Source organism: Plantactinospora sp. WMMB782, assembly GCF_049179135.1.
Classification (GTDB): domain Bacteria; phylum Actinomycetota; class Actinomycetes; order Mycobacteriales; family Micromonosporaceae; genus Plantactinospora.
Window position 1 is genome coordinate 2,577,589 of record NZ_JBMHMC010000007.1, and the last position, 22,747, is coordinate 2,600,335.

The following is a 22,747-nucleotide window of genomic DNA, read 5'->3' on the forward strand; positions in this document are numbered from 1 at the left end:
AACCGGGACCGCCGTTCCACACAGTTATCCACAGCTTCCACGGTTTCCACAGCCGTTATCCACAGCGGAATGCGGCTTTGAGTCTGATAAGGGTTGACAGTGACGGATACTCCCGAGCCCACCGCCAACGAGCCGGAGCAGGACGCGGCTGCCGCCAGCGCGGTCGCCCAGCACGACCGGATCGAGCCGGTCGGGCTCGAGGTGGAGATGCAGCGCTCCTACCTCGACTACGCGATGAGCGTGATCGTCGGGCGGGCGCTGCCGGACGTACGGGACGGGTTGAAGCCCGTGCACCGGAAGATCCTCTACGCCATGTTCGACTCCGGTTACCGCCCGGACCGGGGGTACGTGAAGTGCTCCCGGGTGGTCGGCGACGTGATGGGTCAGTTCCACCCGCACGGCGACTCGGCGATCTACGACGCGCTGGTCCGGATGGCCCAGACCTGGTCGCTGCGCTACCCGCTCGTCGACGGCAACGGCAACTTCGGCTCGCCCGGAAATGATCCAGCTGCGGCGATGCGTTACTGCTTGTCCGGAGATGCACTAATTCGTACCGCCGAGGGAACCGTCCGGATCGACCAGGTCGTTCCCGACGCCGCACCCAGTTCCGAGACCGACGTCGACCTCAAGGTCCGGGACCGCAACGGCGACCTGGTCCGGGCCTCGAAGTTCTTCCACTCCGGCGAGCACCCGACGCTGCGGCTGCGCACCCGCGAGGGCTACGAGCTGACCGGCACGCACAACCACCCGGTGCTCTGCCTGGTGCAGGTCGCCGGGGTGCCGACCCTGCTCTGGAGGCTGCTCGCCGAGGTCCGCCCCGGCGACCGGGTGGTGTTGCAGCGGACGGTGCCGGACGAGATCGGCTACCCGATGCTGGAGCACGTCGAGGCGGCGGTCCTGGCCGGCGCCTTCGTCAGCGAGGGCTGGGTCTCGGCTGGCCGCGCCGGGTTCAACAACGTCGACCGGAAGTACTTCGTCCGGGTGCTCGCCGCCTACGACCTTGCGGTCGGCGGCCCCCGATACGTCTCCGAGCGGGTGATCGCCTCCGGCAGCGTTCTGCACGAACTGGACGTGCACGACCTCACCGAGCTGCGAAAGAGCCTGCTCGGCGAGCTGGTCGGGGTGCGGAGTGCGGCGAAGTTCGTGCCGGAGTTCGTCTGGCAGGGGCCGGCGGCGGTCAAGCGGGCGTTCCTGCAGGCCCTCTTCGAGGGGGACGGTTCGTCGTCGTTGCTGCCCCGCAACACCATGCAGGTCTCGTACTCGACCCGCAGCGAGCGGCTGGCCCGGGAGGTCCAGCAGTTGCTGCTGGAGTTCGGCGTGGTCAGCCGGCAGTGCCGGTACGACAGCGGCGAGATCAAGGTCGTGGTGACCAACCGCCGGGACGCCCGGCTGTTCGCACAGCGGGTCGGCTTCCTCGGCCGCAAGCAGGCCAAGCTCTCCTCGGAGCTGGCCAGCGTGCCGGCCACCTGCACGGCGCTCTCCAGCGACCACGTGCCGTACGTCGGTGACTTCGTGCGGGCGCACGGGGCTCGGCGCTGGACCGAGCGGGACTGGCTGCGGCGGCACAACGTCGACCGGATCGAGCGTTGGGAGCGGGACCGGGCCGAGATCGCCGCCCGGATCACCGAGCCGGAGGTACGCGACGTCGTCGAGCCGCTCGTCGACGGCCGGTTCTACTACGCCGAGGTGGCCGAGGTCGCCGACGCGGGCGTACGACCGGTCTACAGCCTGCGGGTGGACACCGACGACCACTCGTTCGTCAGCAACGGGTTCGTCAGCCACAACACCGAGTGCAAGCTCGACCCGCTGGCCATGGAGATGCTAAGGGACATCGACGAGGACACCGTCGACTTCCAGGACAACTACGACGGCCGGGCCAAGGAGCCGACGATCCTGCCGTCCCGGATCCCGAACCTGCTGGTGAACGGTTCCGAGGGCATCGCGGTCGGCATGGCGACCAAGATCCCGCCGCACAACCTGCGGGAGATCGCCGCCGCGGTGCAGTGGTGCCTGGAGCACCCGGAGGACGACGAGGCGACGACCCTCGACGCCCTGATCGGGATCGTCAAGGGGCCGGACTTCCCGACCCACGGCCTGATCGTGGGGACGACGCCGATCCAGGACGCGTACCGGACCGGGCGGGGTTCGATCCGGATGCGCGCGGTGGTGGAGGTCGAGGAGGACAAGAAGGGCCGGACCAGCCTGGTCGTCACCGAGCTGCCGTACCAGGTCAACCCCGACAACCTGGCCGAGCGGATCGCCGAGCTGATCAAGGAGGGGAAGCTCGCCGGGATCGCCGACATCCGGGACGAGTCCTCCGGGCGTACCGGTATGCGGATCGTGCTGGTGCTCAAGCGCGACGCGGTCGCCAAGGTGGTGCTCAACAACCTCTACAAGCACACCCAGCTCCAGGAGACCTTCGGCGCCAACATGCTGGCCCTGGTCGACGGGGTGCCGCGCACGCTCAACCTGGCGCAGTTCATCCGCTACTACGTCGACCACCAGATCGACGTGATCCGGCGGCGGACGGCCTTCCGGCTGCGCAAGGCCGAGGAGCGGGCGCACATCCTGCGCGGTCTGGTCAAGGCGCTGGACGCGCTGGACGAGGTCATCGCGTTGATCCGGCGGTCGCCGACGGTGGAGGAGGCCCGGCAGGGCCTGATCCAGCTTCTCGACATCGACGAGGTACAGGCCACCGCGATCCTGGACATGCAGCTTCGCCGGCTCGCCGCGCTGGAGCGCCAGAAGATCATCGACGAGCTGGCCAAGATCGAGCTGGAGATCGCCGACCTCAAGGACATCCTGGCCAAGCCGGAGCGGCAGCGGAGGATCATCTCCGAGGAACTCGGCGAGATCGTCGCCAAGTGGGGCGACGAGCGCCGCACCAAGATCGTGCCCTTCGAGGGCGAGGTCTCGATGGAGGACCTGATCGCCCGCGAGGACGTCGTGGTCACCATCACCCGCACCGGGTACGCCAAGCGGACCAAGGTCGACCTCTACCGCTCGCAGCGTCGGGGCGGCAAGGGGGTCAGTGGTGCGACGCTGCGCCAGGACGATATCGTCAGCAACTTCTTCGTCTGCTCGACGCACGACTGGATGCTCTTCTTCACCAATAAGGGGAGGGTCTACCGGGCCAAGGCGTACGAGTTGCCGGAGGCCAGTAGGGTGGCCAGAGGCCAGCACGTGGCCAATCTGCTCGCCTTCCAGCCTGACGAGCAGATCGCCCAGGTGATCGAGATCCCGGACTACCAGGTCGCGCCGTACCTGGTCCTGGCCACCAGGAACGGTCTGGTGAAGAAGACGAGGTTGGAGGAGTTCGATTCCAACCGCTCCGGCGGCATCATCGCGATAAACCTCCGCGACGAGGACGAGCTGGTCGGAGCGGCGCTCGCGGGCCCGGGGGACGACCTCCTCCTGGTGTCCAAGAAGGCGCAGGCGATCCGGTTCAACGCCACCGACGAGGCGCTCCGGCCGATGGGACGGGCCACCTCGGGCGTGATCGGGATGCGCTTCACCGACGACGACGTGCTGTTGGCGATGGAGGTGGTCCGCGAGGGCATGGACCTGGATGTCCTCGTGGCGACGAACGGGGGTTACGCGAAACGTACCCCGATCGAGGTGTACCCCGTGCAGGGTAGGGGAGGTAAAGGGGTGCTGACCGCGAAGATCACGGAGCGCCGCGGCGGTCTGGTCGGCGCGGTCGTCATCAGCCCGGACGACGAGCTGTTCGCCATCACCAGCAACGGCGGCGTGATCCGGACTCCCGTGAAGCCTGTACGCCGAACGCGCGACCGGAACACAATGGGGGTCAAACTGATGGACCTACCAGACGGCGTGACTATTGTGGCGATTGCTCGCAATGCCGACGAGCCTGACGAACAGGACTAGTTGATGACGGAGACACAGGCGAAGTCGGGGGCTGCGGGGACCTCGGCCAACCCGGTCGACGAGGAGTCCGCCGCCGGCGGAAACTCGGCGACCGGCCGCGCGGCCGTCGGCCGCGCGATGGTCAGCGCCGACACGCCGTCCCCCAAGTTCACCCGGGCGCCGGGCATGCCGCCGCCACCCGACCAGCTGCCCGAGGAGCCGACCACCCCGTCGGCCGGGGCGGACGAGGGCGGGAAGCCGGCGGCCGCCAGCATGGAAGCCGCGAGCGCCGCGACGTCTCCGGCGGCGAGCGCCGCGGCTTCCCGGGGCAGTTCCGGGGTGAACCGGTCCGACCAGGCGGGCAGTGGTGACCCGGACGCGACGAGCCGGCTGGAGCAGCCCGGCTCGGCAAGCCGTACCGAGCGGATTCCGGGTCGCACCGAGCGGCCCGGTTCCTCGGGTGTCACCTCCGGGGCCGAGGCGACCCAGCGGATCGGCGCCGCGTCGCAGAGCGCCTTCCGTCCGGGTGGGCCCGGCGGGAGTACCGGGAGTACCCAGACAGCCGCCACCAGCCGGTTTGGCCTCGGCAGCCCGACCGGGCGTACGGCGCCCGGTCCCGGCCCTGGAGGGGTCGGGACCGGAGTGGCCGGCGGTGTCGGCCCCGGGGCGGCCGGCGGTGTCGGCGGTGCCGGTGCGGTAGGTGCGGCCCGGGTGACCGAGGCGGTGCGCGCCGCGCGGAGTACCGTCAGCTCCGCCGCCTCGCGCGGTCCCCGCCGGGCCCGGCTGAACCTCAAGCGGATCGACCCGTGGTCCGTGATGAAGTTCTCGTTCGCGGTCTCGCTGGTGCTGTTCATCGTGGTGATCGTCGCGACCTCCGTGCTCTACCTGGCGCTCGACGCGATGGGCGTCTTCGACAGCGTGAACGGCACGCTGACCGACATGATCAGCGCGAGCGGCGGCCAGACCGGCAGCACCTTCCAGATCACCGCCAAGGGCGTCATCCTCACCTCCGGCCTGATCGGGCTGGTGAACGTGGTGCTGTTCACCGCGCTCGCCACCCTGGGGGCGTTCATCTACAACGTCTGCGCCGACCTGGTCGGCGGCGTCGAGTTGACCCTCGCCGAGCGCGACTGAGTGACCCGACAGCATGCTTCGCCGACGCCGGGGCAGCCGCAAAGCGGTGGCCCCGGCGTCCGCCGTTCCGGTACGGTCTGCGTCGTAGCTGGTACGCCGCCCCGGCGCCGGAACCGCCGCCCCCGAGTTGGGATCGGCACGGGAGGTACGGTAACCTTGCTCGTCGCAACGGGGGGCTATAGCTCAGTCGGTTAGAGCGCAGAGCTGATAACTCTGAGGTCGATGGTTCGATTCCATCTAGCCCCACTTCATACCGTCCGACGGCTCGTCGAGCGTGAGGATACGTCCATGTTGAAGAAGATCCTGCTCGTCGTCGGCGTCGTCGGCGTCGCGGCCCTCGTCTACAAGAAGGTCAAGGACTCCAACGACGAGCGCGCCCTCTGGCACGAGGCCACCACCGCGCCCGACCTGCGCTAGGACGTCGCACCGGAGGATCACATACCCGTCGGCGGCTCGTCCCGCCCGGGGCCGTAGCTCAACTGGCAGAGCACTGCCTTTGCAAGGCAGGGGTTAGGGGTTCGAGTCCCCTCGGCTCCACACGTTTCTCTACCTCCGGCCCACCGTTCGCGGTGCCGGTCAGTCGCAGTGTTCGAACGGGCTGGTGTAGCTGGCCCCGTCGACCGAGCCGCCCCACTTGACGCAGGTCCCGGTGGCCTCGGCGCGTACCGGGCCGGCGTAGTACTCGTAGGCGCCGCTGTCGGTCTGCCGGCCGGCGCCCTGCACCTGGAGATGGGCGGAGACCCGGCTCGGGGTGCCGACCGAGCTGACCTTGATGACGACCGTGCAGTTGGTGCCGTTGGCGGCGCTGTAGAGCAGGTAGACCCGGGCCAGCAGAATGCCGCCGGGCCCGGACACCGGCGCCTGGTCGATGACCTGGTAGCCGCTGCCACAGACCTTCTCCGGCGCGTACGGGTTCTGCCCGGCCGGCTCCTCCAGGCGACTCGTGCCGGGCCGCGGGGCTGCGGTGGCTCCGCCCGGACCGGCCGGTTGTGACTGCCCGTCCGACGCCCACTCGGCGCTGCCCGGGACACTCCCGGACGGGTTCGGCCCGGCGTTCGCGGTCGCCCGGGCCGCTGGTCCGGTCGTCGGCGTCGCGACGCCGACCTCCGGGGCCGGACCGGTCGACGTGCCGGCCCGGTCCGCCGGATCCGTGGTCACCTCCTCCGGTCCGGGGCGGACGATCAGCAGCGCGACCACACCGACGAGCGCGACGACGACCGCAGCCGTGCCGGCAAGCAGGGCCGTACGGCGACGGCGCCCGCCGACGCCCGGACCGCCGACCGCCCCGGATCCAGCGGAGAAGGGTGTGCCCGAGCCAGCAGCGAACGGTGGGCCCGATCCGGCAGGGAGGGGCGGCACCGCCCCGGTTGGGATCGCTCCTGACGGCGTCGGCCCGGACGGCGTCGCTCCGGACGGGGCCGGCGGCCCGGACGAGGTCGTCGGACGGCCGGCGGGCAGCGGCACGGTCGAGGACGACGCCAGGGCTTCTTCGACGGCACGAATGGCGTCGGCGAACGCGGCCGCGCTCCGGAAACGATGACCCGGCTCCTTGGCCAGCGCCCGTTCGACAAGCATCGCCACCGGGGCCGGTACGTCCGGCGGCATCGGCGGCGGCGCATCCTGGAGATGCTGGGTCACGATGTGCAGCGGGTTGCCGCCGGTGAACGGCGGCCGTCCGGTAAGGCAGCAGTACGCGACCGCGCCGAGCGCGTACACGTCGGTGGCTGCCGACACGGGACGGCCGGCGATCTGTTCCGGGGCCATGTAGTGCACGGAGCCCAGCATGATGTTGCTGGCGGTGATGCTCGTCACGTTCGCCGACCGGGCCACCCCGAAGTCGACGAGTACGACGGAGCCGTCCGGTTGGACCAGCAGGTTGCTCGGCTTGACGTCCCGGTGCACGATGTTCGCCCGGTGTGCGACGTGCAGTGCGCGGGCGGCCTGGCTCAACACCGAGAGGGTCTCGCTGACGCCGAGCCGGCCCAGCTGCTTGATCCGCTTGGACAGCGCCATCCCGTCGATGAGTTCCATCACCAGGTAGTCGACCCGGCGGCCGTCCAGCTCGGCGTCCTCGCCGTAGTCGAAGACGCTGACGATGCCGGGGTGCCGCAGCGCGGCCATCAGCCGGGCCTCGGTGCGGAACCGGGTGATGAACTCGAGGTCCGAGACGAGCACCGGCAACAGCACCTTCACCGCGACGCGTCGCTTCAGGAGGGTGTCGGTGGCGGACCAGACCTCTCCCATGCCGCCGGTCGCGACCCGGTCGTCGAGCAGGTAGCGGTCGTTGAGCACGACTCCCGGAGACAACATTCGATCACCGTACCGGTCGACACGGGGCCGGGTGGTCGATGGCCCGCACCGGCCGGACGGTGGTCAGGCCGGTGCGGCGGTGCTGTGAGGCGGCGGTCAGAAGCCTTCCGGAGCGTGCGGTACGTAGTGCTCGCCGAGCCGGCGCAGCTCGTCCGCGCCGAGCGACAACTCCACCGCGGCGACCGCGTCGCCGAGATGCTCGGGCTTCGTCGCACCCACGATCGGGGCGGTCACGGCCGGCTGGTGCAGCAGCCAGGCGAGCGCGACCTGCGCTCTCGGTACGCCGAGTTCGCCGGCAAGGTCGGCTACCGCGCCGACCACCCGACGGTCGGCCTCCTCGGCCTGCCTGTAGAGGCTGCCGCCGAACTCGTCCGTCTCGCTGCGCGCGGTGCTGGCCGCCCAGTCCCGGGTCAGTCGGCCCCGGGCCAGCGGACTCCAGGGAAGTACTCCGACGCCCTGGTCGAGGCAGAACGGCAGCATCTCCCGCTCCTCCTCCCGCATGATCAGGTTGTACTGGTCCTGCATGGACACGAACCGGGTCCACCCGCCCAGGTCGGCGGTGTACTGCGCCTGCACGAACTGCCAGGTCCACATCGAGGATGCCCCGAGATAGCGCACCTTGCCGGCACGTACGAGGTCGTGCAGTGCCTCCATCGTCTCCTCGATCGGCACCTCCGGGTCGTACCGGTGGATCTGGTACAGGTCGATGTAGTCGGTGCCGAGCCGGCGTAGGCTCTCGTCGACCTGGGTGAGGATCGCCGCCCGGGACAGCCCGCCGCCCTTCGGCCCCGGCCCCATCCGGCCGTGCACCTTGGTCGCGATGACCACCTCGTCGCGCCGGGCGAACTCGCCGAGCAGCTTCCCGGTGATCTCCTCACTGCTGCCCAGGGAGTAGACGTTGGCGGTGTCGAAGGTGGTGATGCCGGCCTCGATCGCCTGCCGGACGAACGGCCGCGCCTCGTCCAGGCCGACCGACCAGGGGTGGGCGCCGCGCCGCGGGTCGCCGAAGCTCATGCACCCGAGGACGATGCGCGACACTTCCAGTCCCGAGTTGCCCAGTCGTACGTACCGCATGAGTACTCCTCGCCCCGCCTCGTCCGTCGTCGTGGGCCGGCGAGCCGCGATCACCGGCTCCAGGCAACGTACCGGCGGCCGGGGCGGCCGAGGAAGCCGGACGTGACGCCCGTAACCGGCAGCCCGCAGCCCGGTGACCCCGCTGGCCTGTCGAGTCGTCAGCCTGCCGAACTGCCGGTCGTCCAGCGGTGGCTCCGTCGATCGGCCCCGGAAGCGACGGGCGTGGCCCGGCTGCGCAGCCGGCGGAGCATCCGGGCGTCGCCGAAGCCGACCGCCCTGGCGGCGGCCTCCACGGTGGCACCGTGCCCGATCAGGTGTCCGGCGCGTTCGACCCGCAGCAGTTGCTGGTAACGCAGCGGCGTCACGCCGACGGCCCGGACGAAGACCCGGGTGAGGGTGCGCTCGCTGACCCCGACGGCGGCGGCCAGGTCGGCCAGGGACAGCCGTTCGGTGAACCGGGTGTCGATGACGTCCTGCACCCGGTGCACCACGTCACTGACGTGACCCCGGTGCCGCAGCATCGCGCTGGCCTGCCGCTCGTCGCCGTTGCGCCGGGCGTAGACCACCATCTCCCGGGCGACCCGGGCGGCGAAGCCGGGCCCGTGCCGCCCGGCGAGCAGGTGCAGGGCCAGGTCGATGCCGCTGGCGATGCCGGCCGAGGTGACCACGCGGTCGTCCACGACGTACAACACGTCCCGGACCACCGTGGCCCGCGGGTAGCGGCGGGCCAGGTCGTCCTGGAGGTCGTGGTGGGTGGTGCACCGCCGGCCGTCCAGCAGACCGGCACCGGCCAGTGCGAACGCCCCGGCGCAGACGCTGGCGACCGTGCCGCCCCGGTGGTGGTGCCGGGTCAGCCGTTCCAACGTCGTGTCCGCGAAACCGGCGTACCCGCTCCGGCTCCGGTCCCGGCCGACCGAACCCGGGGCACCGGACGGGCCCGGGAGACGGTCGGCCGGACGCCAGCCCGGTACCACGATCAGGTCGGCGGGTCCCAGCTCGGGCCAGTCGGTCCGGGCCCGCAGCGGTATGCCCTGCATGGTGTCGACCTCCTCCCGCTCGCCGACGTAGTGCAGGGCGTAGCCGCCGCCGAAGTCGGCGGCGGTGGAGAACGCCTGCGCCGGGCCGGCCAGGTCGAGCAGGTGCAGCCGGGCGGCGAGCAGGAAGACGACCTTCGTCACCCGACGGCCGGCTCCGGCACGGCGGCGGCCCGGTCGGGGGCGGCCGGCTCCGGCACGGTACGTCCGGCATCCGCCCCCGCACCCTCGGCGGCCGGCTCCGCGGGCCCGCCGGTCAACTCGGCCACGGTACGGATGGTGGCGAACCGCCCGGCCAGCGCGTACTCGGTACGGGCGAGGATCTCGTCGACGCCGAGCGTGCGCGGGTCGGCGAGGATCTCGGCCAGGGTACGGCCGGGCGGGGCGTCCGGGTGCTCGATCGGGTTCGTCGCCGTCGCGTCGGTCACGAACGTCACCCGGTAGCCGAGGTCGCTGGCGAGCCGGGCGGTGGTCTCCACGCACTGCTCGGTACGGATCCCGCAGACCGCCACCTCCAGCACGCCCGCCCGGGTCAGCAGTTGCTGGAGGTTGGTGGTGGTGAAGGCGTTGTGCGAGGTCTTGTGCAGCACCGGCTCGCCGGGCCCGGGTTCGAGCCCGTCCATCAACCGGACGAAGCCGAGAGCCGGGTCGAAGACGTCGCCGGTGCCGGGCTCGGTGTGCAGTACCCAGACCACGAGGTCACCTGCCGCCCGGAACGCTTCGGTCAGCCGGCGTACCCGGTCGGCGATCTCCGGGTTCGAGGTGACCGACCAGATCGGCCGCTGCCGGAACGACTCCTGTACGTCGATGACGACGAGCGCGCGTGATGTCATGCCACGATCCTGTCCGGTCGGGACCCGCGACGGCAGACACCATCATGCCCGGCTCCGGAACGATCCGGTCAACCAGCCCGGCCGCCTCGGGGCTGCCCCCGCCGCCGTGGCCCCGGACAGCCGGCGGCCCCTTCCGGTCGGGTACGTCCGGAAGGGGCCGCCGTGAACTGTCGACAGGGCTAGTGCAGGATCACGTCACCGGGTGACGCCGAAGACGATCCGGCTGAGGGTGTCCTCGACGCCGGTGAAGCCCTCGCCCGGGTTGAAGACGTCCTCGCCGAAGTCGACGTCGGTGTCGTCGGCGGTGCCGCCGACGCCGTCCGGCCCGACCGCGTACAGGACCGGGAAGTTCCCGCCCTGGTCCATGATGTTCGGCTGGTCGTTGAACTGGTCGACGTGCCAGTCACCGAAGAAGTGTCCGGCCTCGTGCGCGGTCACGTTGCCCACCGCCCGGCCGACAAAGGCGATCTTGTCGCTGGCCGGCGTGATGTACGTGTTCAGCGACGGGTCGTCACCGGCCGGCTCGCTCAGCACGTCCAGCAGCACCAGTGCGGAGTCCTGGGTGCCGAAGTTGCCCGGGTCGATGTACTGGGCGATACCGATCGTGGGTACGCCGGACTCCTCGATGCTGCCACCGATGATGATCCGGCTCACGTTCGCCTGCCCGAACGGGTCGGCGTGGTCCCGGCTGTTCAGGATCCGGATGTCGAAGCGCTGGTTGAGCCCGCTCTCGACCATGTCGTGCCGCAGGTTCTCCTCGACCTCGGCGATGATCCCGTCGATCAGGGCGTCCTCGTCGGCGGCGGTCAGCCCCCAGCGGCCGAGGAAGGCGCGCATCGGGCTGAGGGTCCGCACACCCGGGCCGCCGAAGATGGCGGTGTTGATCCGGGCGCCGTCGAAGTCGAGGAAGAGGGTCTGCCGGGGCTTCTGCGCCGACCGGTACGCCTCGACCGTGATGTCGTACATGCCGTCGCCGAGGGTGACGCCGACGTAGTGCCAGCCGGCCTTGTCGGCCACGTGCTCGGTGACCGCGTTGCCACCGCCCGGCAGCGGGCTGGTCGGCGGGTAGATGCCGGAGACGTCCTGGTTGGAGCCGTGCACCTCGCGACCGTCCGGGTCGTACACCGTGATCTTCGCTGCCGAGCCCTCGACCGAGGCACCGAGTACGTCACCCGGCCGCAGCCGTACGGCGAAGAAGTCGGTGTCCTGTTCGGCGGTCGCCAGGGTGACCTGGTACGGCCCCTCGCTGGCGGCACCCGAACCGCTGCCCGAGTCGTTGGGATCCTCCGGGATCGACGGGAAGCCGACCACGGCCACGTAGTAGTCGCCGTCGGCGGCGAACTGGTGGATCAGCAGGCTGTCCAGGCCCTCCGGGCTGTCGTCGTTGAGGTCGATCAGCTCGCCCTCGGCGTTGTAGAGCAGCACCACCGAGTCCAGCTCGTCGGTCGGGGTGTCGATGTCGACCTGCAGCGTCCGGCCGGCGGTGCCGGTGACCTGGTAGAAGTCGAAGTCACCGGTGCCGCTGCCGGCACTGCCGTGCGGCCCGTCCCCGACCGTTCCGCTGGTGCTGACCGCCTGCTCGGTGGCACCGACACCGGTGTCCCGGGCGAGCGGGATGGCGCCGTCGTCCTCGGTGTTCGGCTCGATCGCCGTGGCCTCCACCCGCTCCGGTGACAGCGAGCCGAGGATCCGCAGCCGCGGGTTGTCCTTGCCCCCCGTACCGAATCCGGTGATCCGTTGCGCGTTGGCCGGCGTGTCGTTGCCACCCCGGATGCCGGCCGGTTCCTCCTCGTCGGCCAGCACCGGCGCGGCGGCCACCGACCGCTGTTGCGCCCGCTGCTGCGCCCGCTGGTCGCCCTGCTTGACCAACCAGTTCTTCCAACCGACGTAGTCCGCCTTGGCCGGATCCGGCAGCAGTGCCAGGAACGGGTTCGGCCCGGACGGCTGCTTCGCGGCGTTCGGCTTGACCTGTGCCAGGCCGGTGGGCCGGGCGGCGGCAGCGCCGCTGCTGGCGCTCTCGTCGGAACCCGGCCGGGCCTGCGCCCCGGCCGGTGTCAGAACTGCGGCCACCAGTGTTCCGGCGGCCAGAATGGCGATAGGTCGACGCATACGTCCCCCTCCGTCGTGCCATCACTCGGTGGCCCCCGCCACCGATGGCTAACGTGACGCTACTTATCTCGAAGGGAAATTAATAGAAGTAGTGAGATATTTGCCTCTCTCGTCCTGTACCTCCCCGGTTGGTGGTTCCAACCTGTCGCCGCGTCCCGGCATGTAACCGGCAGAGCGAGTACGGGAGGAATCGTGGAGGACGACGCTGGCTTCCGGGAGTTCGTCGAGGCACGGCTGGTACGACTGTCCCGGGTGGCCTACCTGCTGACCGGACGGCACCACGACGCCGAGGACCTGGTGCAGGCCGCCCTGGTCAAGGTCGCGGCCCGGTGGCGGCGGGTTGCCGCGACCGGAGACCCCGAGGCGTACGTCCGGCGGGTCATGTACAACGAGCGGATCCTCTCCTGGCGCAGGTGGCGCCGGCAGGTGGTGCAACCCGCCGAGGGCGTACCCGAGATCAGGCCGGCCGGGGACGCGGCCGACAGTGTCGTCTCCCGGCTCCTGCTGGAGCGCGCCCTGGCCCGGCTCACCTGGCGGCAGCGGGCGGTGCTGGTGCTGCGGTTCTACGAGGACCTGTCGGTCGCCGAGACGGCGTCGGTGCTGGGCTGCTCGGCCGGCACCGTGAAGAGCCAGACCAACCACGCCCTGGGCCGGCTGCGGGAGCTGGCTCCCGAACTCGCCGAACTGATGCGGGAACCGACGGAGGTGGAAGATGAACGAGTTGCGGGACATGCTCGGTGAGGTCGCCGAGCAGGCGAAGGTCTACGACGTGACCGGGCGCGCCGTCCGGGTGGCCCGGCGACGGCGGTTGGCCGTCCGGCTCGCTCCGATGGCCGCGGCGGCCGCGGTGGTGGCCTTCGGTGCGGTCGCGGTCGTCGGGTTGCGGCCGGACCCGCCGGTCGGGCAGTTGGCCGCCGTGACGCCGACCGTCGACTGGCTGCCCTCCCGACTGGACCTGCCGGCGCCGGAGCCGCTGCCGGCCACCGGGCCGGTCGGCCGGGGTGTACTCGTCTACGAGGGCGGACCGGACGAACTCGCACCGGTGCTGCTCACCGAGGACGGCCGGCAGCACCGGCTCGCCGAGCCGACGTGGTCGCCGGTGCCGTCGTACACCCCGACCGTCCTGGTCTCGCACACCCGGCCGACCCTGTCCCCGGACGGCAGGTGGCTCGGTGAGCGGCGCGACGGCCGGTACGTCGTCCGGGACCTCACCGGGACCACCCGGCACCAGCTCGCGGACGGGCTCTCCCCGATCGTCTGGTCACCGGAGAGCCGCTGGTTGCTGCTCGGCAATCGCGACGACAACGCCCCGCCGGTCCGTTTCGACGTCACGAGCGGGGAGCAGCGGCCGGTCCCCGGCGTCGACCGGGAGCGCTGGTCCCCCGTCGCGGTGCTGCCGGATGGCGAGGTGGTGCTGCTGGGCGGGCTGGCCGAGCCGACCCGACGGACGAGCGTCGAACTCCGGCTCGTCGACCCGGTGGGCGGTGCCGAACCCACCCGGATCCAGCTCGACCTGCGCCGGCACCTGCGGCAGCTGGAGAGCGTGGGTAGCGAGCAGCCGATGCTCTCCCCGGACGGCCGGTCGCTGCTGTTCAGCGTGGTCGAGGTGGCGGACCCGCGGCAGGGCATGCCGGGGCTCGACCACGGTGGTGACCTGATGCGGGTCGACCTGACCAGCAACGCGGTACGCCGGATCGAGCTGCCGTACTCCGACCGGCCCGGCCCGGCGAAGGCGGGACCGAGCCCGGCGGCTGCCCGTGACTGGTGGACCGAGCCGGTCGGGTACCTGCCGGAGGGGGTGCTGCTGCGGCTGCGGACCGCCGACGGAGCGGGTGACGAGCTCCAGGTGTTGGATCCGGGCACCGGCGCGGTCGGCCGGGTCACCGACCTGCCGGCGGACCCGGCGGTGGAGTTCGTCCGGCCCCGGGGCTCCTGACCGGAGCCGTCGAGGGAACGGCCGGCTCAGCCGCCCGGCCGGCCGGAGTCGGTGGTGTCGCCGCAGGCCGCGGTGGCACCACCGGCCGGTGCGGTACCGCCGGTCGTGTCGAGGTCGCCGGTCCGGCCGACTTCGCCGGTTCCGTCGGGGTGGTCGTCGGCGGCCGGCGGCGTGACCAGCCGGCCGACGGCGGTGTTGGTGAGGGTGGCGCCGAGCGCGCTGCCGGCGGCGATTCCCCAGCCGACCGGCCCGAGCGGGGTGCAACCGAAGAAGTGGCTCAGCCCCGGCGTCTGGATCACCCCGGCCAGCACCGCGACCGAGGCGGCGGTCGAGGCCAGCACGCTGCGGCTCCGCCCGCCGTCCAGCAGGGTCTGGCCGAGCTGGGTGCCGACCAGCGAGGCGAGGGCGACAGTGCCGGCCCGGCGCCGGGTGCCGGTGTAGCGGGCGAGCGTCCAGCCGGTGGTCGCACCGAGGGTCGTGGTGCCGGCCCGCAGCGCGATCTCCCGGCTGAGGGTGGCGCCGAGCGAGGTCTCGGGTCCCTCGGTGAGCAGCCCGTCCGTCCGCTCCGGCCGGGGTGCCCGGACCGCGATCGCCATCGCCGGGGCCAGGTCGGTGAGCAGGTTGACCAGCAGCATCTGCCGGCCGTTCAGCGCGGACCGGCCGGTGAGTGCGGCGGTGAGCACGCTGAACGCGATCTCGCCGATGTTGCCGCCGACCAGGATGCTCAGCGCGTGCCGTACCGAGGACCACATGGCGCGTCCCTCGACCAGGGTCGCGATGATCGTTTCGAGCCGGTCGTCGGTGACCACCAGGTCGGCGGCGGCGCGGGCCGCCGGGGTACCCCGCTGGCCGAGCGCGATGCCGACGTCGGCGAGCCGGATCGCGGGCGCGTCGTTGGCGCCGTCCCCGGTCATCGCCACGGTCCGGCCGCACTTCTGCAACGCCCGGATGATCCGTACCTTGTGCGTCGGCGTGCACCGGGCGACCACGTCGGTCCGGGCCAGCCGCTCGGCCAGGGCGTCGTCGTCGAGCCGGTCGAGTTCGGGGGCGGTGACGACCCGCTGCTCGGTGCCGTCGGTGCTGATGATCGCGGCGATCGCCTCGGCGGTCGCCGGATGGTCCCCCGTGATCATGATGGTGTGCACCCCGGCCTGCCGGATCCGGTGCACCGCCGGGGCGGCGGACTCGCGCACCCCGTCGGAGAGGGCCAGGAAGCCGACGAAGGTCAGGTCCCGGACGTCGTCCTCGGTGACCGTGTCGCCGGACGGGTCCCGGTCGCCGTCCCCGCTGACCGTGTCGTCGGGCAGGTTCCGGTCGCCGGGCAGGTCCCGTTCGGCGACCGCGAGTACCCGCTGCCCGGCACCGGCGTGCCGGTCCAGCGTCGCCTGGAGGGCCCGCCGGCCGGCGTCGTCGAGGGTGCGGCCGCCCTGCCGGGTGCACCGGGGCAGGATCGTCTCCGGCGCGCCCTTGACGCTGAGCAGGTGGCGGCCCCGGTACCGGCCGACCGAGGCGTGGTAGCCCCGGGACGGCTCGAACGGCAGCGCGTCCGTCTGGTGCCAGGGGTGCGCCCGGCTTCCGGTGCCGACCCCGGCCCGGCGGGCGCCGGTCAGCACCGCCCGATCGGTCTGCTGGCTGACCTCCTCGGGGCGGTCGGCCGCCGGGGTGGCCCGCAGCGCCGCCGCGAGTACGCTCCGCAGCGGCTTGTCGATCGAGTCCAGTTCGGCGTACCGGTCGCCGTCGCCGAGACCGGCCAGCATCAGCTCGCCCTCGGTGAGCGTGCCGGTCTTGTCGAAGCAGAGCACGTCGACCCGGCCGAGCGCCTCGATGGTGCGCGGGTTGCGTACCAGTGCGCCGTGCTCGGCCAGCCGGCGGGCCGCCGCCAGCTGCGCGGCGCTGACCAGGAACGGCAACCCCTCGGGTACGGATGCGACCGCGAGGTTCGCGGCGGTGCCGGCCGACTCCGCCAGGGGTACGCCGCGGAGCAGCCCCGCCCCGGCGACCGCCACCGCCGAACTCGCGGCGAGCGGGATCGACATCCTGGTCAGCCGGCCGAGCCGGGCCTCGACCCCGCTGGTCGGGGCGGCCTCGCCGGCCAACGCCATGCTCCGGCCCACCTCGGTGTCCGCCCCGGTCGCCACCACCACGGCCAGCCCGCGGCCGGCGGCGACCGAGGTCCCCTCGTAGAGCATCGACCGGCGCTCCGCCACCGCCGAGGCCACCACCGGCTGGCTGGTCTTCGACACCGGCAGCGACTCCCCGGTCAGCGACGACTCGTCGGTCTCCAGGCCGTCCGCCTCGATCACCCGGCAGTCCGCCGGTACCGCGTCGCCGGGCTCGAACACCACGACGTCGCCCGGGACCAGTCGGTCGGCGGCGACCACCTGCTCGGTGCCGTCCCGCCGGACCCGGGCGGTCACCGCCGACCGGGACAGCAGCTCGGTCAGCGACCGTTCGGTGTTGACCCGGTGGGCGGCGCCGATCAGCGCGGTCAGCCCGATCACGCCGCCGACCAGCGCGGCATCGGCCATCGAGCCGACCGCGGCGGAGAGCCCGGCACCGCCGGCCAGCACCGGGGTGAGCGGGTTCGCCAGCTCCTCGACGAAGGCCCGGGGCAGGTCGGGGGCCTCGGCCGGGCCGACCGGCGCGGCCGGATCGCGTCGCTCGACCTCCGCGGTGGACAGACCCGCGTCGTCGCTGCCGAGCCGGTCCAGCACGGTCCGTACCGGCATCAGGTGCCACGGCGTCGGCGGGGCGGCGGTCGACGCCCGCCGCTGCGGCAGCCGGCCGGCCCGCCAGACGCCGTTCCCGATCGCCAGCCCGGCGGCGGCGTTCACCGCCGCCATCGTCCGGGCCGGAAGTTGTTCCGGTGCGGCGGTGAACGCCGACACCGCCCCGAGCCCGCTGCCGCCGGTCGCCAGCGCGATGCTCTGCCGGGCCACCGTGCGGGCCAGCCCGACGGCCTCGACCACCAGCGCCGCCACTCCCAGGTCGGAGCCGACGAGCAGGTGGGCGCCCCACGGCGGCGGCTCGTCGGCATGCCACATCCCGAGTCCGCAGTCGGCGGCGGCCAGCGCACGCGGGTCGGCGGAGACCAGGGCGACCGTCGCCCCGTCGGCCTGTAGGGACCGGATCGAGCCGGCCAGCCGCGTCCCGCCGGGCAGCCACCCGTCCGCGAAGTCCTCCCCGAACTCGTGCTCGCCGTCGGCGATGCCGTTGCCGTCGCCCTGGCCGCCGTTGCCGTCGCCGTCGTTCTTTCCGGCGCCTTTTCGGTTGTCCCTGCCGTTGTTGCCGTTGCCGGCGACCAGCAGGCGCAGGCCGGCGCGCCGGGCAGCCGCCGGCAGCGCGTCGACCCCGGGTGCGGGTTCGGCGGCCACCCGGACCACCGCGGCGAGCCGGTCGCCGTCGACCAGGCCGAGCAGGGTACCGCCGTCGGGGCGGAGGCGCTCGACCTGTTCCGTACCCGCCCCGTCCGGCAGCCGCAGCGCGTCGAGCGGGCCGAGGGTCCAGCCGTCGGCTTCGCGTACCCGCTCCGGGGTCTCCGGGTCGAAGAGGTCGAAGGCCCGTCCGGCCACCTCCTCGGCGTCGACGCCGGGCAGCGGCAGCAGGTCGGTCAGGACTCCCCGTTCGGAGCGGAGCACGGCGGCGTCGAGTACCAGCACGTCGAGGCGTTCAAGTTCACGCAGCACCGTACGGTCCATCGCGATCACGCCCCGGCGGGCGAGCAGCCAGCCGAGCCGGGCACCGTACGCCTCCCGGCCGGCGACGGCCGCGCTCGGGATGCTGGCCAGGGCCAGCGCGGCGGCCCGCTTGCGACCGGCCATCGCCAGCGCGGTGGCGCCGGCGACGGTGCCGGACTCGAGTACCCGGGCCAGATACCGCTCGACCGGGCCGTCCGGCTTCGGGTGCGGCCGCTCGTCCGGTGGCGGTGCCGCCGAGGCCCGCTCCGGGCTGCCGGCGAGCAGCGGCTCGACCTGTTCCCAGGCGGCGAGCTGGGCGCGGGCCTCGCCCCACTGGAGGACCCGCTGGGCGCCGTCGAGCAGGATTCCGGCCCAGCCGCCGGTGAGCCCCTGGGCCAGCACGGTGGCGAACGGGAGCCAGGAGTCTGCCCGGTGGTCGCCGGGCAGCCCCCGGTCGGCCAGCGAGCGCAGCCTCGGGTGCAGGTCCACCGCGCGCAGCAGGCCGGCGAGTTCGCCGGGTGCCCGGGTGAACGGCATGATCCGGACCGCCGCCGACAGGCCGAGCCCGAACGCGTCCGTCGCGATCCTGGTCATCGCGCGTCGGGTCCGTGGGCCCTCCTCCGGGGGATGCGGTTCCGGACAGTCGGGGTCGGGCTCCCGTCCGTCGGTACGCTCCACGGCGGCGATCACCGCGATCAGCTCCCGCAACCGGGGCGGAGAGGTACCGACCGCCACCACCACCCGCCCCGACGGTGCGTTGACCCTGGCCCACTCGACCCCGGACAGCTCCTCCAGGGCCCGCTCGATCTGCGCCGCCAGCCGATCGCCGCCGGGCTGGGCGATCCCGTGCACCTCGATGTGGTGCCGGCCGGGCCGGGACCAGACCGCCCGGCGTCGAAGTCCGGCGGCCCGGGCCGCACGGGTCACCATCGACTCGGCGTTCTGCGCGACTCCGGCGACGAGTTGCGGCACGCTGCGCGGCGACAGCGCTTCGGGCAGGGCGGGCAGGGCGGGCAGGTGGACACGGCGCAGGTCCACCTGCGGGATCCTCAACCCGAGTGGTGTCATCGACCGGAGCCGCCGGCTGGCCGGCCACTCCGCCCGGCGGCGGGGCGGCGGTCGCTGGCCGCACTCGGGTACCGCATGATCAGCCTCCCAGAGCCGTGGACCGGCCCTGCCTTCCCGGTCGGCGCGGCCCTATGCCCTGGTACGGCGTGAAATCCCTGCCGTCAGGCCTGGACCACCGCGGGGTCGGCGGCACCATCGGGAGCGCAGGATTCCGTGCGGCCGCAGCCCGCAGCCGGGATCCCGGCCGTCGGGGACCCGCCCGCCGGTGTCTCGTCGGTCGGGGTCTCGGGTACGCGGGCGGCGGAAGTTCCGGTCGTGCCTGCCGGCGTCGGGGCCGCTGTCGCCGGGGTAGCTGCCGCTGCGGCCGCCGTCTCGGAGGTGCGGATGGCCGCGCTGAGGCCGGCCAGCAGGTGGCGCGGTCCCGGGCCGCTGCTGGCCAGCGCGTCACCGGGATTGGACAGCGCACACCGGTCCAGGGACAGGCACCCGCAGCCGATGCACTCGGAAAGGTCGTCACGGAGCTGTTGCAGGGCGACTATCCGCTCGTCGAGCTGGCTGCGCCAGTTCGCCGAGAGCCGGGCCCAGTCCGCCCGGGTGGGTGTGCGCTCCTCCGGCAGGCTGGCCAGCGCCTCACGGATCTGGGCCAGCGGCACGCCGACCCGTTGGGCGAACCGGATGAAGGCCACCCGGCGCAGGGTGTCGCGGCCGTAGCGGCGCTGGTTGCCGCTGGTCCGGGTACTGCTGATCAGCTCCTTCGCCTCGTAGAAGTGCAGCGCCGACACGGCGACGCCACTGCGCTCGGCGAGCTGCCCGACGGTGAGCGTGGGTGCGGGTTCGGTCACCGGTCGAGGATAGCCGACTACCTCAACTAATGTTCAGGTGCGCCGGAGCCGGCACCGGAGCGCGGAATTCGGTGGACCCGCGCCGTACGGCGACCGCAAGCTCATGCTGTGGCTGATCTTCCGGAGCTGTACGTTGCCGTCGATGTCGAGGCGGACGGCCCGATCCCCGGGCCGTACAGCATGATCTCGTTGGGCATGGCGGTGGCCGGGCGGCCCGAGCTGACCTTCTACACCGAGCTGCGCCCGATCTCCGACGAGTTCGTACCGCAGGCACTCGCGGTCTCCGGGCTGGACCGGGACCGGCTGCTCCGCGAGGCGCCACCGGCCGAGGTGGCGATGGCCGCCGCGGCCAGGTGGGTGAACGGGCTGCGCCGGCAGGGGCGGCCGGTGTTCCTGGCCGCGCCGGCCGTCTGGGACGGGATGTTCGTGCACTGGTACTTCGTCCGGTTCACCGGCCGGAGTCCGTTCGGGGCGACCGGTTCCGGGGTGGACCTGCGCAGCTACTGGATGGGCAGGACCGGCGGGGAGTGGGCCGGTACGCACAAGGGCAGGATCAAGCACGCGCTCGGCCTGACCGGGATCCCGCACACCCACCATGCCGGCGAGGACGCGGCGGAGCTGGCCCAGGTCTTCGACGCCGTACTACGGCGGCCGGCGGTACGACCGCCTGCGGACTCCGACTGACCGGAGGTATCCGACCGACCGGGGTGCCGACCCGACCTGGGGCGCCGGGGACGGTGCCTTCGTCGCATGATCGGGCCGGAACGGGGAACCAGCGTGCCGTCCGGGGGAGGCGATCGCGGCGGCAGAGAGGGCCGGCGTACGGGTGACGGGCGAACCGGCCGACCAGCCGATTCGGGACGCCCCGCCCGACGCCGCCCCGCCCGCTCCACGCCGCCCCGCCCGACGCCGCCCCATCCGCTGCGACCGCGCCGGTGCTCGCCGGATGGCCGGTCGGCACACCCGACACCCGACCGGGCGACCGTGGAACGGAACGTGAAAAACATCCGGATCTGGCGCCTACCCTCGAACGCATGATCTACATGGTTCTGGCCGCCCTGCTGTACGTCTGCGGCTTCGTCTTCCTCTACGGCGTCGTCCGGTTCGCCGTGCGGCACGCGATCGAGGATGTCCAGCTGCGCCGGGAACGGGCCGCCCAGGCACCGGAACTGGACCGGCTCCAGGAGCGCACCCTGGTCCCCGACAACGCCTTCCTCGCCGGCAGCTGACCCGGTCGTCCGGCGGACCTCCGCCGGGCGCGGCCGGCGTACCCGGGTGGTACGGCCGGTGCGAGGATCACGGGCGTGATCGGAACCCTGAAGACGGAGCCGGCCCGCGCCCGCCACGATCTGCTCGCGCCGCCGGTGACCGAGGCCCTGCACCGCTGGCCCGCCGACTCCCCGGTAGGCGTCGACGAGGTCCTGGTCGCGGCGATCGACGCCACCCTGGCCGACACCGCCGCCTTCTGTGCCGCCTACGACGTCGGGCTGGACGTGTCGGCGAACTGCGTGGTGGTGGCCGGCAGGCGGGAGGGGGCGGTCCGGTACGCGGCCTGCGTCGTACTGGCCACCACCCGGGCCGACGTGAACGGGGTGGTACGCCGGCACCTCGACGTACGCAAGGCGAGTTTCGCCCCGATGGCCGAGGCCGTCGAGCTGACCGGAATGGAGTACGGCGGCATCACCCCGATCGGGCTGCCCGACTCCTGGCCGATCCTGGTGGACTCCCGGGTGGTCGGCACGCCGCACGTGATCGTCGGTTCCGGGGTACGGCACAGCAAGATCGCACTACCCGGCGCCGCCCTCGGGCTGCTGCCGAACGCCGAGATCGTCGAGGGCCTCGCCCGGCAGGCCGGCTGAGCCCTCGACCTCGCCCGGCAGGCCGGCTGAGCCCTCGGCTCCGCCCGGAAGGTCGGCTGACGTCTCGGGCGGGGGTTCGACCGGGTGGCCCGCTGCGCGCTCTGCCGCTTGGTCTGCCGAGTGGTCCGAGCGGCGGTGGGCGGAGCGGTCCGGCCAACAGATCGGGCACAGGCAGAGGACGACCCGGACCTGGCCGGTGCCGGAGACCAGGCGCACCTGCCCGGGGCAGTAGTGCGGCGGGTCGGTCACCGGCGGGCGTAGGGCGAGCGCGCACGGCAGGCACAGCGTCGTCTCGCTCATCCGGCAAACTCCCCTTCGCCCCCGTCGACCGGCTCCGCGCCGGCCGCCCCCTCCGCCGGGGCGGTACGGCCGTCGATGTCTACCACATCGGCGACCGCATCTGCGGGTACGAATGGATCGTTCACCATTTCTAAATAAGCCAGCGCCGTCGACAGGGCCCGGCAGTGCGGCAATTTGCAGATAGGGCAACGGCCGTCGTCCCGCGGCCAGTGTTCGATCACGATCAGCCGGGCGGAGAGCAGCATCCGATTGCGTATTCGGCGCGCGGCCGGGTCGGTCACGTCCGCCCGCCGCGACTCCGGCGCCCGCCCGGGGCGCGTCTCGGCCCACCCGCATCCACGAGTCGCCTCCTGAGCTGCCCGGGAGGTGCGGCGGCCGCCGGCACGGCCGCCGCACCCGATGGGGCGCCGCCCGCTTCCCAGGGGGGAAGACAGCGGGTGCGCGCCCGGTCCCGCGCGGACCGATCACGGACCGACCTGGAGGCCGACGAGGTCGGGTCGTGTCATACCCGCGGGCCGTGGACCTTCTGTCCGGGCATCGATCCCGAGGTCACTCCCGGCTTACGATCTGTGCCCGGAAGCGGTAAAACATTGATCGATGCGTCATCGAACTGAAGCGATCCACATCCCCACATTCCCGTAATCAGAGAACTACCGATAGTAGGCGCGGTTTTCAGGTGTTTTCCGGAGCGCACAGGCGGTAGA

General features: G+C 72.5%; 14 protein-coding genes, 2 tRNA genes and 2 pseudogenes. 10 read left to right on the forward strand and 8 right to left on the reverse strand.

Annotated elements, in window-relative coordinates:
* Positions 1-99: 99 nt before the first annotated feature.
* The 5 genes from gyrA to ACN28A_RS13845 all read left to right on the forward strand — a co-directional run bounded on the left by gyrA (position 100) and on the right by ACN28A_RS13845 (position 5,538).
* Positions 100-3,888 (forward strand): intein-containing DNA gyrase subunit A, encoded by a 3,789-nt coding sequence (gene gyrA, locus ACN28A_RS13825; protein ID WP_421395545.1) that lies wholly within the window; start codon positions 100-102, stop codon positions 3,886-3,888.
* Between the two features lie 3 nt (positions 3,889-3,891).
* Positions 3,892-5,001, forward strand: coding sequence for a DUF3566 domain-containing protein (locus ACN28A_RS13830; RefSeq protein ID WP_421395547.1), 1,110 nt, complete (start codon positions 3,892-3,894; stop codon positions 4,999-5,001).
* A gap of 172 nt (positions 5,002-5,173) precedes the next feature.
* A tRNA-Ile gene (locus tag ACN28A_RS13835) sits at positions 5,174-5,247 on the forward strand.
* 42 nt (positions 5,248-5,289) lie between these two features.
* On the forward strand, positions 5,290-5,418 hold the full coding sequence (locus tag ACN28A_RS13840; RefSeq protein ID WP_278065155.1) for a DLW-39 family protein: 129 nt from the start codon (positions 5,290-5,292) through the stop codon (positions 5,416-5,418).
* Between the two features lie 47 nt (positions 5,419-5,465).
* A tRNA-Ala gene (locus ACN28A_RS13845) sits at positions 5,466-5,538 on the forward strand.
* 366 nt (positions 5,539-5,904) lie between these two features.
* Here ACN28A_RS13845 and ACN28A_RS13850 read toward each other — a convergent pair.
* The 5 genes and pseudogenes from ACN28A_RS13850 to ACN28A_RS13870 form a co-directional block, all read right to left on the reverse strand.
* Positions 5,905-7,311, reverse strand: a pseudogene (locus tag ACN28A_RS13850) (protein kinase domain-containing protein); the annotation flags it as partial.
* A gap of 96 nt (positions 7,312-7,407) precedes the next feature.
* Positions 7,408-8,385 carry an aldo/keto reductase gene (locus ACN28A_RS13855; RefSeq protein ID WP_421395549.1) on the reverse strand — a complete coding sequence of 326 codons (978 nt, stop codon included), beginning with the start codon at positions 8,383-8,385 and terminating at the stop codon, positions 7,408-7,410.
* Positions 8,386-8,543: 158 nt separating this feature from the next.
* Positions 8,544-9,563, reverse strand: a complete 1,020-nt coding sequence (locus ACN28A_RS13860) for a GlxA family transcriptional regulator (RefSeq protein ID WP_421395551.1) — start codon at positions 9,561-9,563, stop codon at positions 8,544-8,546.
* A complete protein-coding gene (locus ACN28A_RS13865; RefSeq protein WP_421395553.1) occupies positions 9,560-10,252 on the reverse strand; it encodes a cysteine hydrolase family protein in 693 nt (230 codons plus the stop codon). The genes ACN28A_RS13860 and ACN28A_RS13865 overlap by 4 nt, the downstream gene beginning before the upstream one ends.
* A gap of 195 nt (positions 10,253-10,447) precedes the next feature.
* The gene (locus ACN28A_RS13870) at positions 10,448-12,322 is read right to left on the reverse strand and encodes a PPC domain-containing protein (protein ID WP_421395554.1); all 1,875 of its coding nucleotides are present in this window, start codon (positions 12,320-12,322) and stop codon (positions 10,448-10,450) included.
* Between the two features lie 231 nt (positions 12,323-12,553).
* On the opposite strand from ACN28A_RS13870, the gene ACN28A_RS13875 reads away from it, so the two are divergent.
* On the forward strand, positions 12,554-13,102 hold the full coding sequence (locus ACN28A_RS13875) for a SigE family RNA polymerase sigma factor (RefSeq protein ID WP_421395555.1): 549 nt from the start codon (positions 12,554-12,556) through the stop codon (positions 13,100-13,102).
* Positions 13,074-14,297 (forward strand): TolB family protein, encoded by a 1,224-nt coding sequence (locus ACN28A_RS13880; RefSeq protein WP_421395556.1) that lies wholly within the window; start codon positions 13,074-13,076, stop codon positions 14,295-14,297. Before ACN28A_RS13875 ends, ACN28A_RS13880 begins: the two co-directional genes overlap by 29 nt.
* A 26-nt stretch (positions 14,298-14,323) precedes the next feature.
* On the opposite strand, the gene ACN28A_RS13885 is transcribed toward ACN28A_RS13880, so the two are convergent.
* Positions 14,324-19,006, reverse strand: a complete 4,683-nt coding sequence (locus tag ACN28A_RS13885) for an HAD-IC family P-type ATPase (protein ID WP_421404365.1) — start codon at positions 19,004-19,006, stop codon at positions 14,324-14,326.
* Between the two features lie 443 nt (positions 19,007-19,449).
* Positions 19,450-19,884, reverse strand: a pseudogene (soxR, locus tag ACN28A_RS13890) (redox-sensitive transcriptional activator SoxR); the annotation flags it as partial.
* Between the two features lie 108 nt (positions 19,885-19,992).
* Here soxR and ACN28A_RS13895 point away from each other — a divergent pair.
* The 3 genes from ACN28A_RS13895 to ACN28A_RS13905 all read left to right on the forward strand — a co-directional run bounded on the left by ACN28A_RS13895 (position 19,993) and on the right by ACN28A_RS13905 (position 21,743).
* Positions 19,993-20,568, forward strand: a complete 576-nt coding sequence (locus ACN28A_RS13895; RefSeq protein ID WP_421395558.1) for an exonuclease — start codon at positions 19,993-19,995, stop codon at positions 20,566-20,568.
* A gap of 350 nt (positions 20,569-20,918) precedes the next feature.
* Positions 20,919-21,113, forward strand: coding sequence for a hypothetical protein (locus tag ACN28A_RS13900; RefSeq protein ID WP_421395559.1), 195 nt, complete (start codon positions 20,919-20,921; stop codon positions 21,111-21,113).
* Positions 21,114-21,191: 78 nt separating this feature from the next.
* The gene (locus tag ACN28A_RS13905; RefSeq protein ID WP_421404367.1) at positions 21,192-21,743 is read left to right on the forward strand and encodes a YbaK/EbsC family protein; all 552 of its coding nucleotides are present in this window, start codon (positions 21,192-21,194) and stop codon (positions 21,741-21,743) included.
* A 296-nt stretch (positions 21,744-22,039) separates the two neighbouring features.
* Here the strand turns inward: ACN28A_RS13905 and ACN28A_RS13910 are convergent, their stop codons facing one another.
* Entirely contained in the window at positions 22,040-22,324 is a 285-nt protein-coding gene (locus tag ACN28A_RS13910) for a hypothetical protein (RefSeq protein WP_421395561.1), read from the reverse strand.
* Positions 22,325-22,747 lie beyond the last annotated feature (423 nt).

Coding starts and splice junctions, on each gene's coding strand:
- ACN28A_RS13830 (WP_421395547.1), top strand. CDS start 3,892: ATGACGGAGACACAGGCGAAGTCGGGGGCTGCGGGGACCTCGGCCAAC.
- ACN28A_RS13840 (WP_278065155.1), top strand. CDS start 5,290: ATGTTGAAGAAGATCCTGCTCGTCGTCGGCGTCGTCGGCGTCGCGGCC.
- ACN28A_RS13855 (WP_421395549.1), bottom strand. CDS start 8,385: ATGCGGTACGTACGACTGGGCAACTCGGGACTGGAAGTGTCGCGCATC.
- ACN28A_RS13865 (WP_421395553.1), bottom strand. CDS start 10,252: ATGACATCACGCGCGCTCGTCGTCATCGACGTACAGGAGTCGTTCCGG.
- ACN28A_RS13880 (WP_421395556.1), top strand. CDS start 13,074: ATGAACGAGTTGCGGGACATGCTCGGTGAGGTCGCCGAGCAGGCGAAG.
- ACN28A_RS13900 (WP_421395559.1), top strand. CDS start 20,919: ATGATCTACATGGTTCTGGCCGCCCTGCTGTACGTCTGCGGCTTCGTC.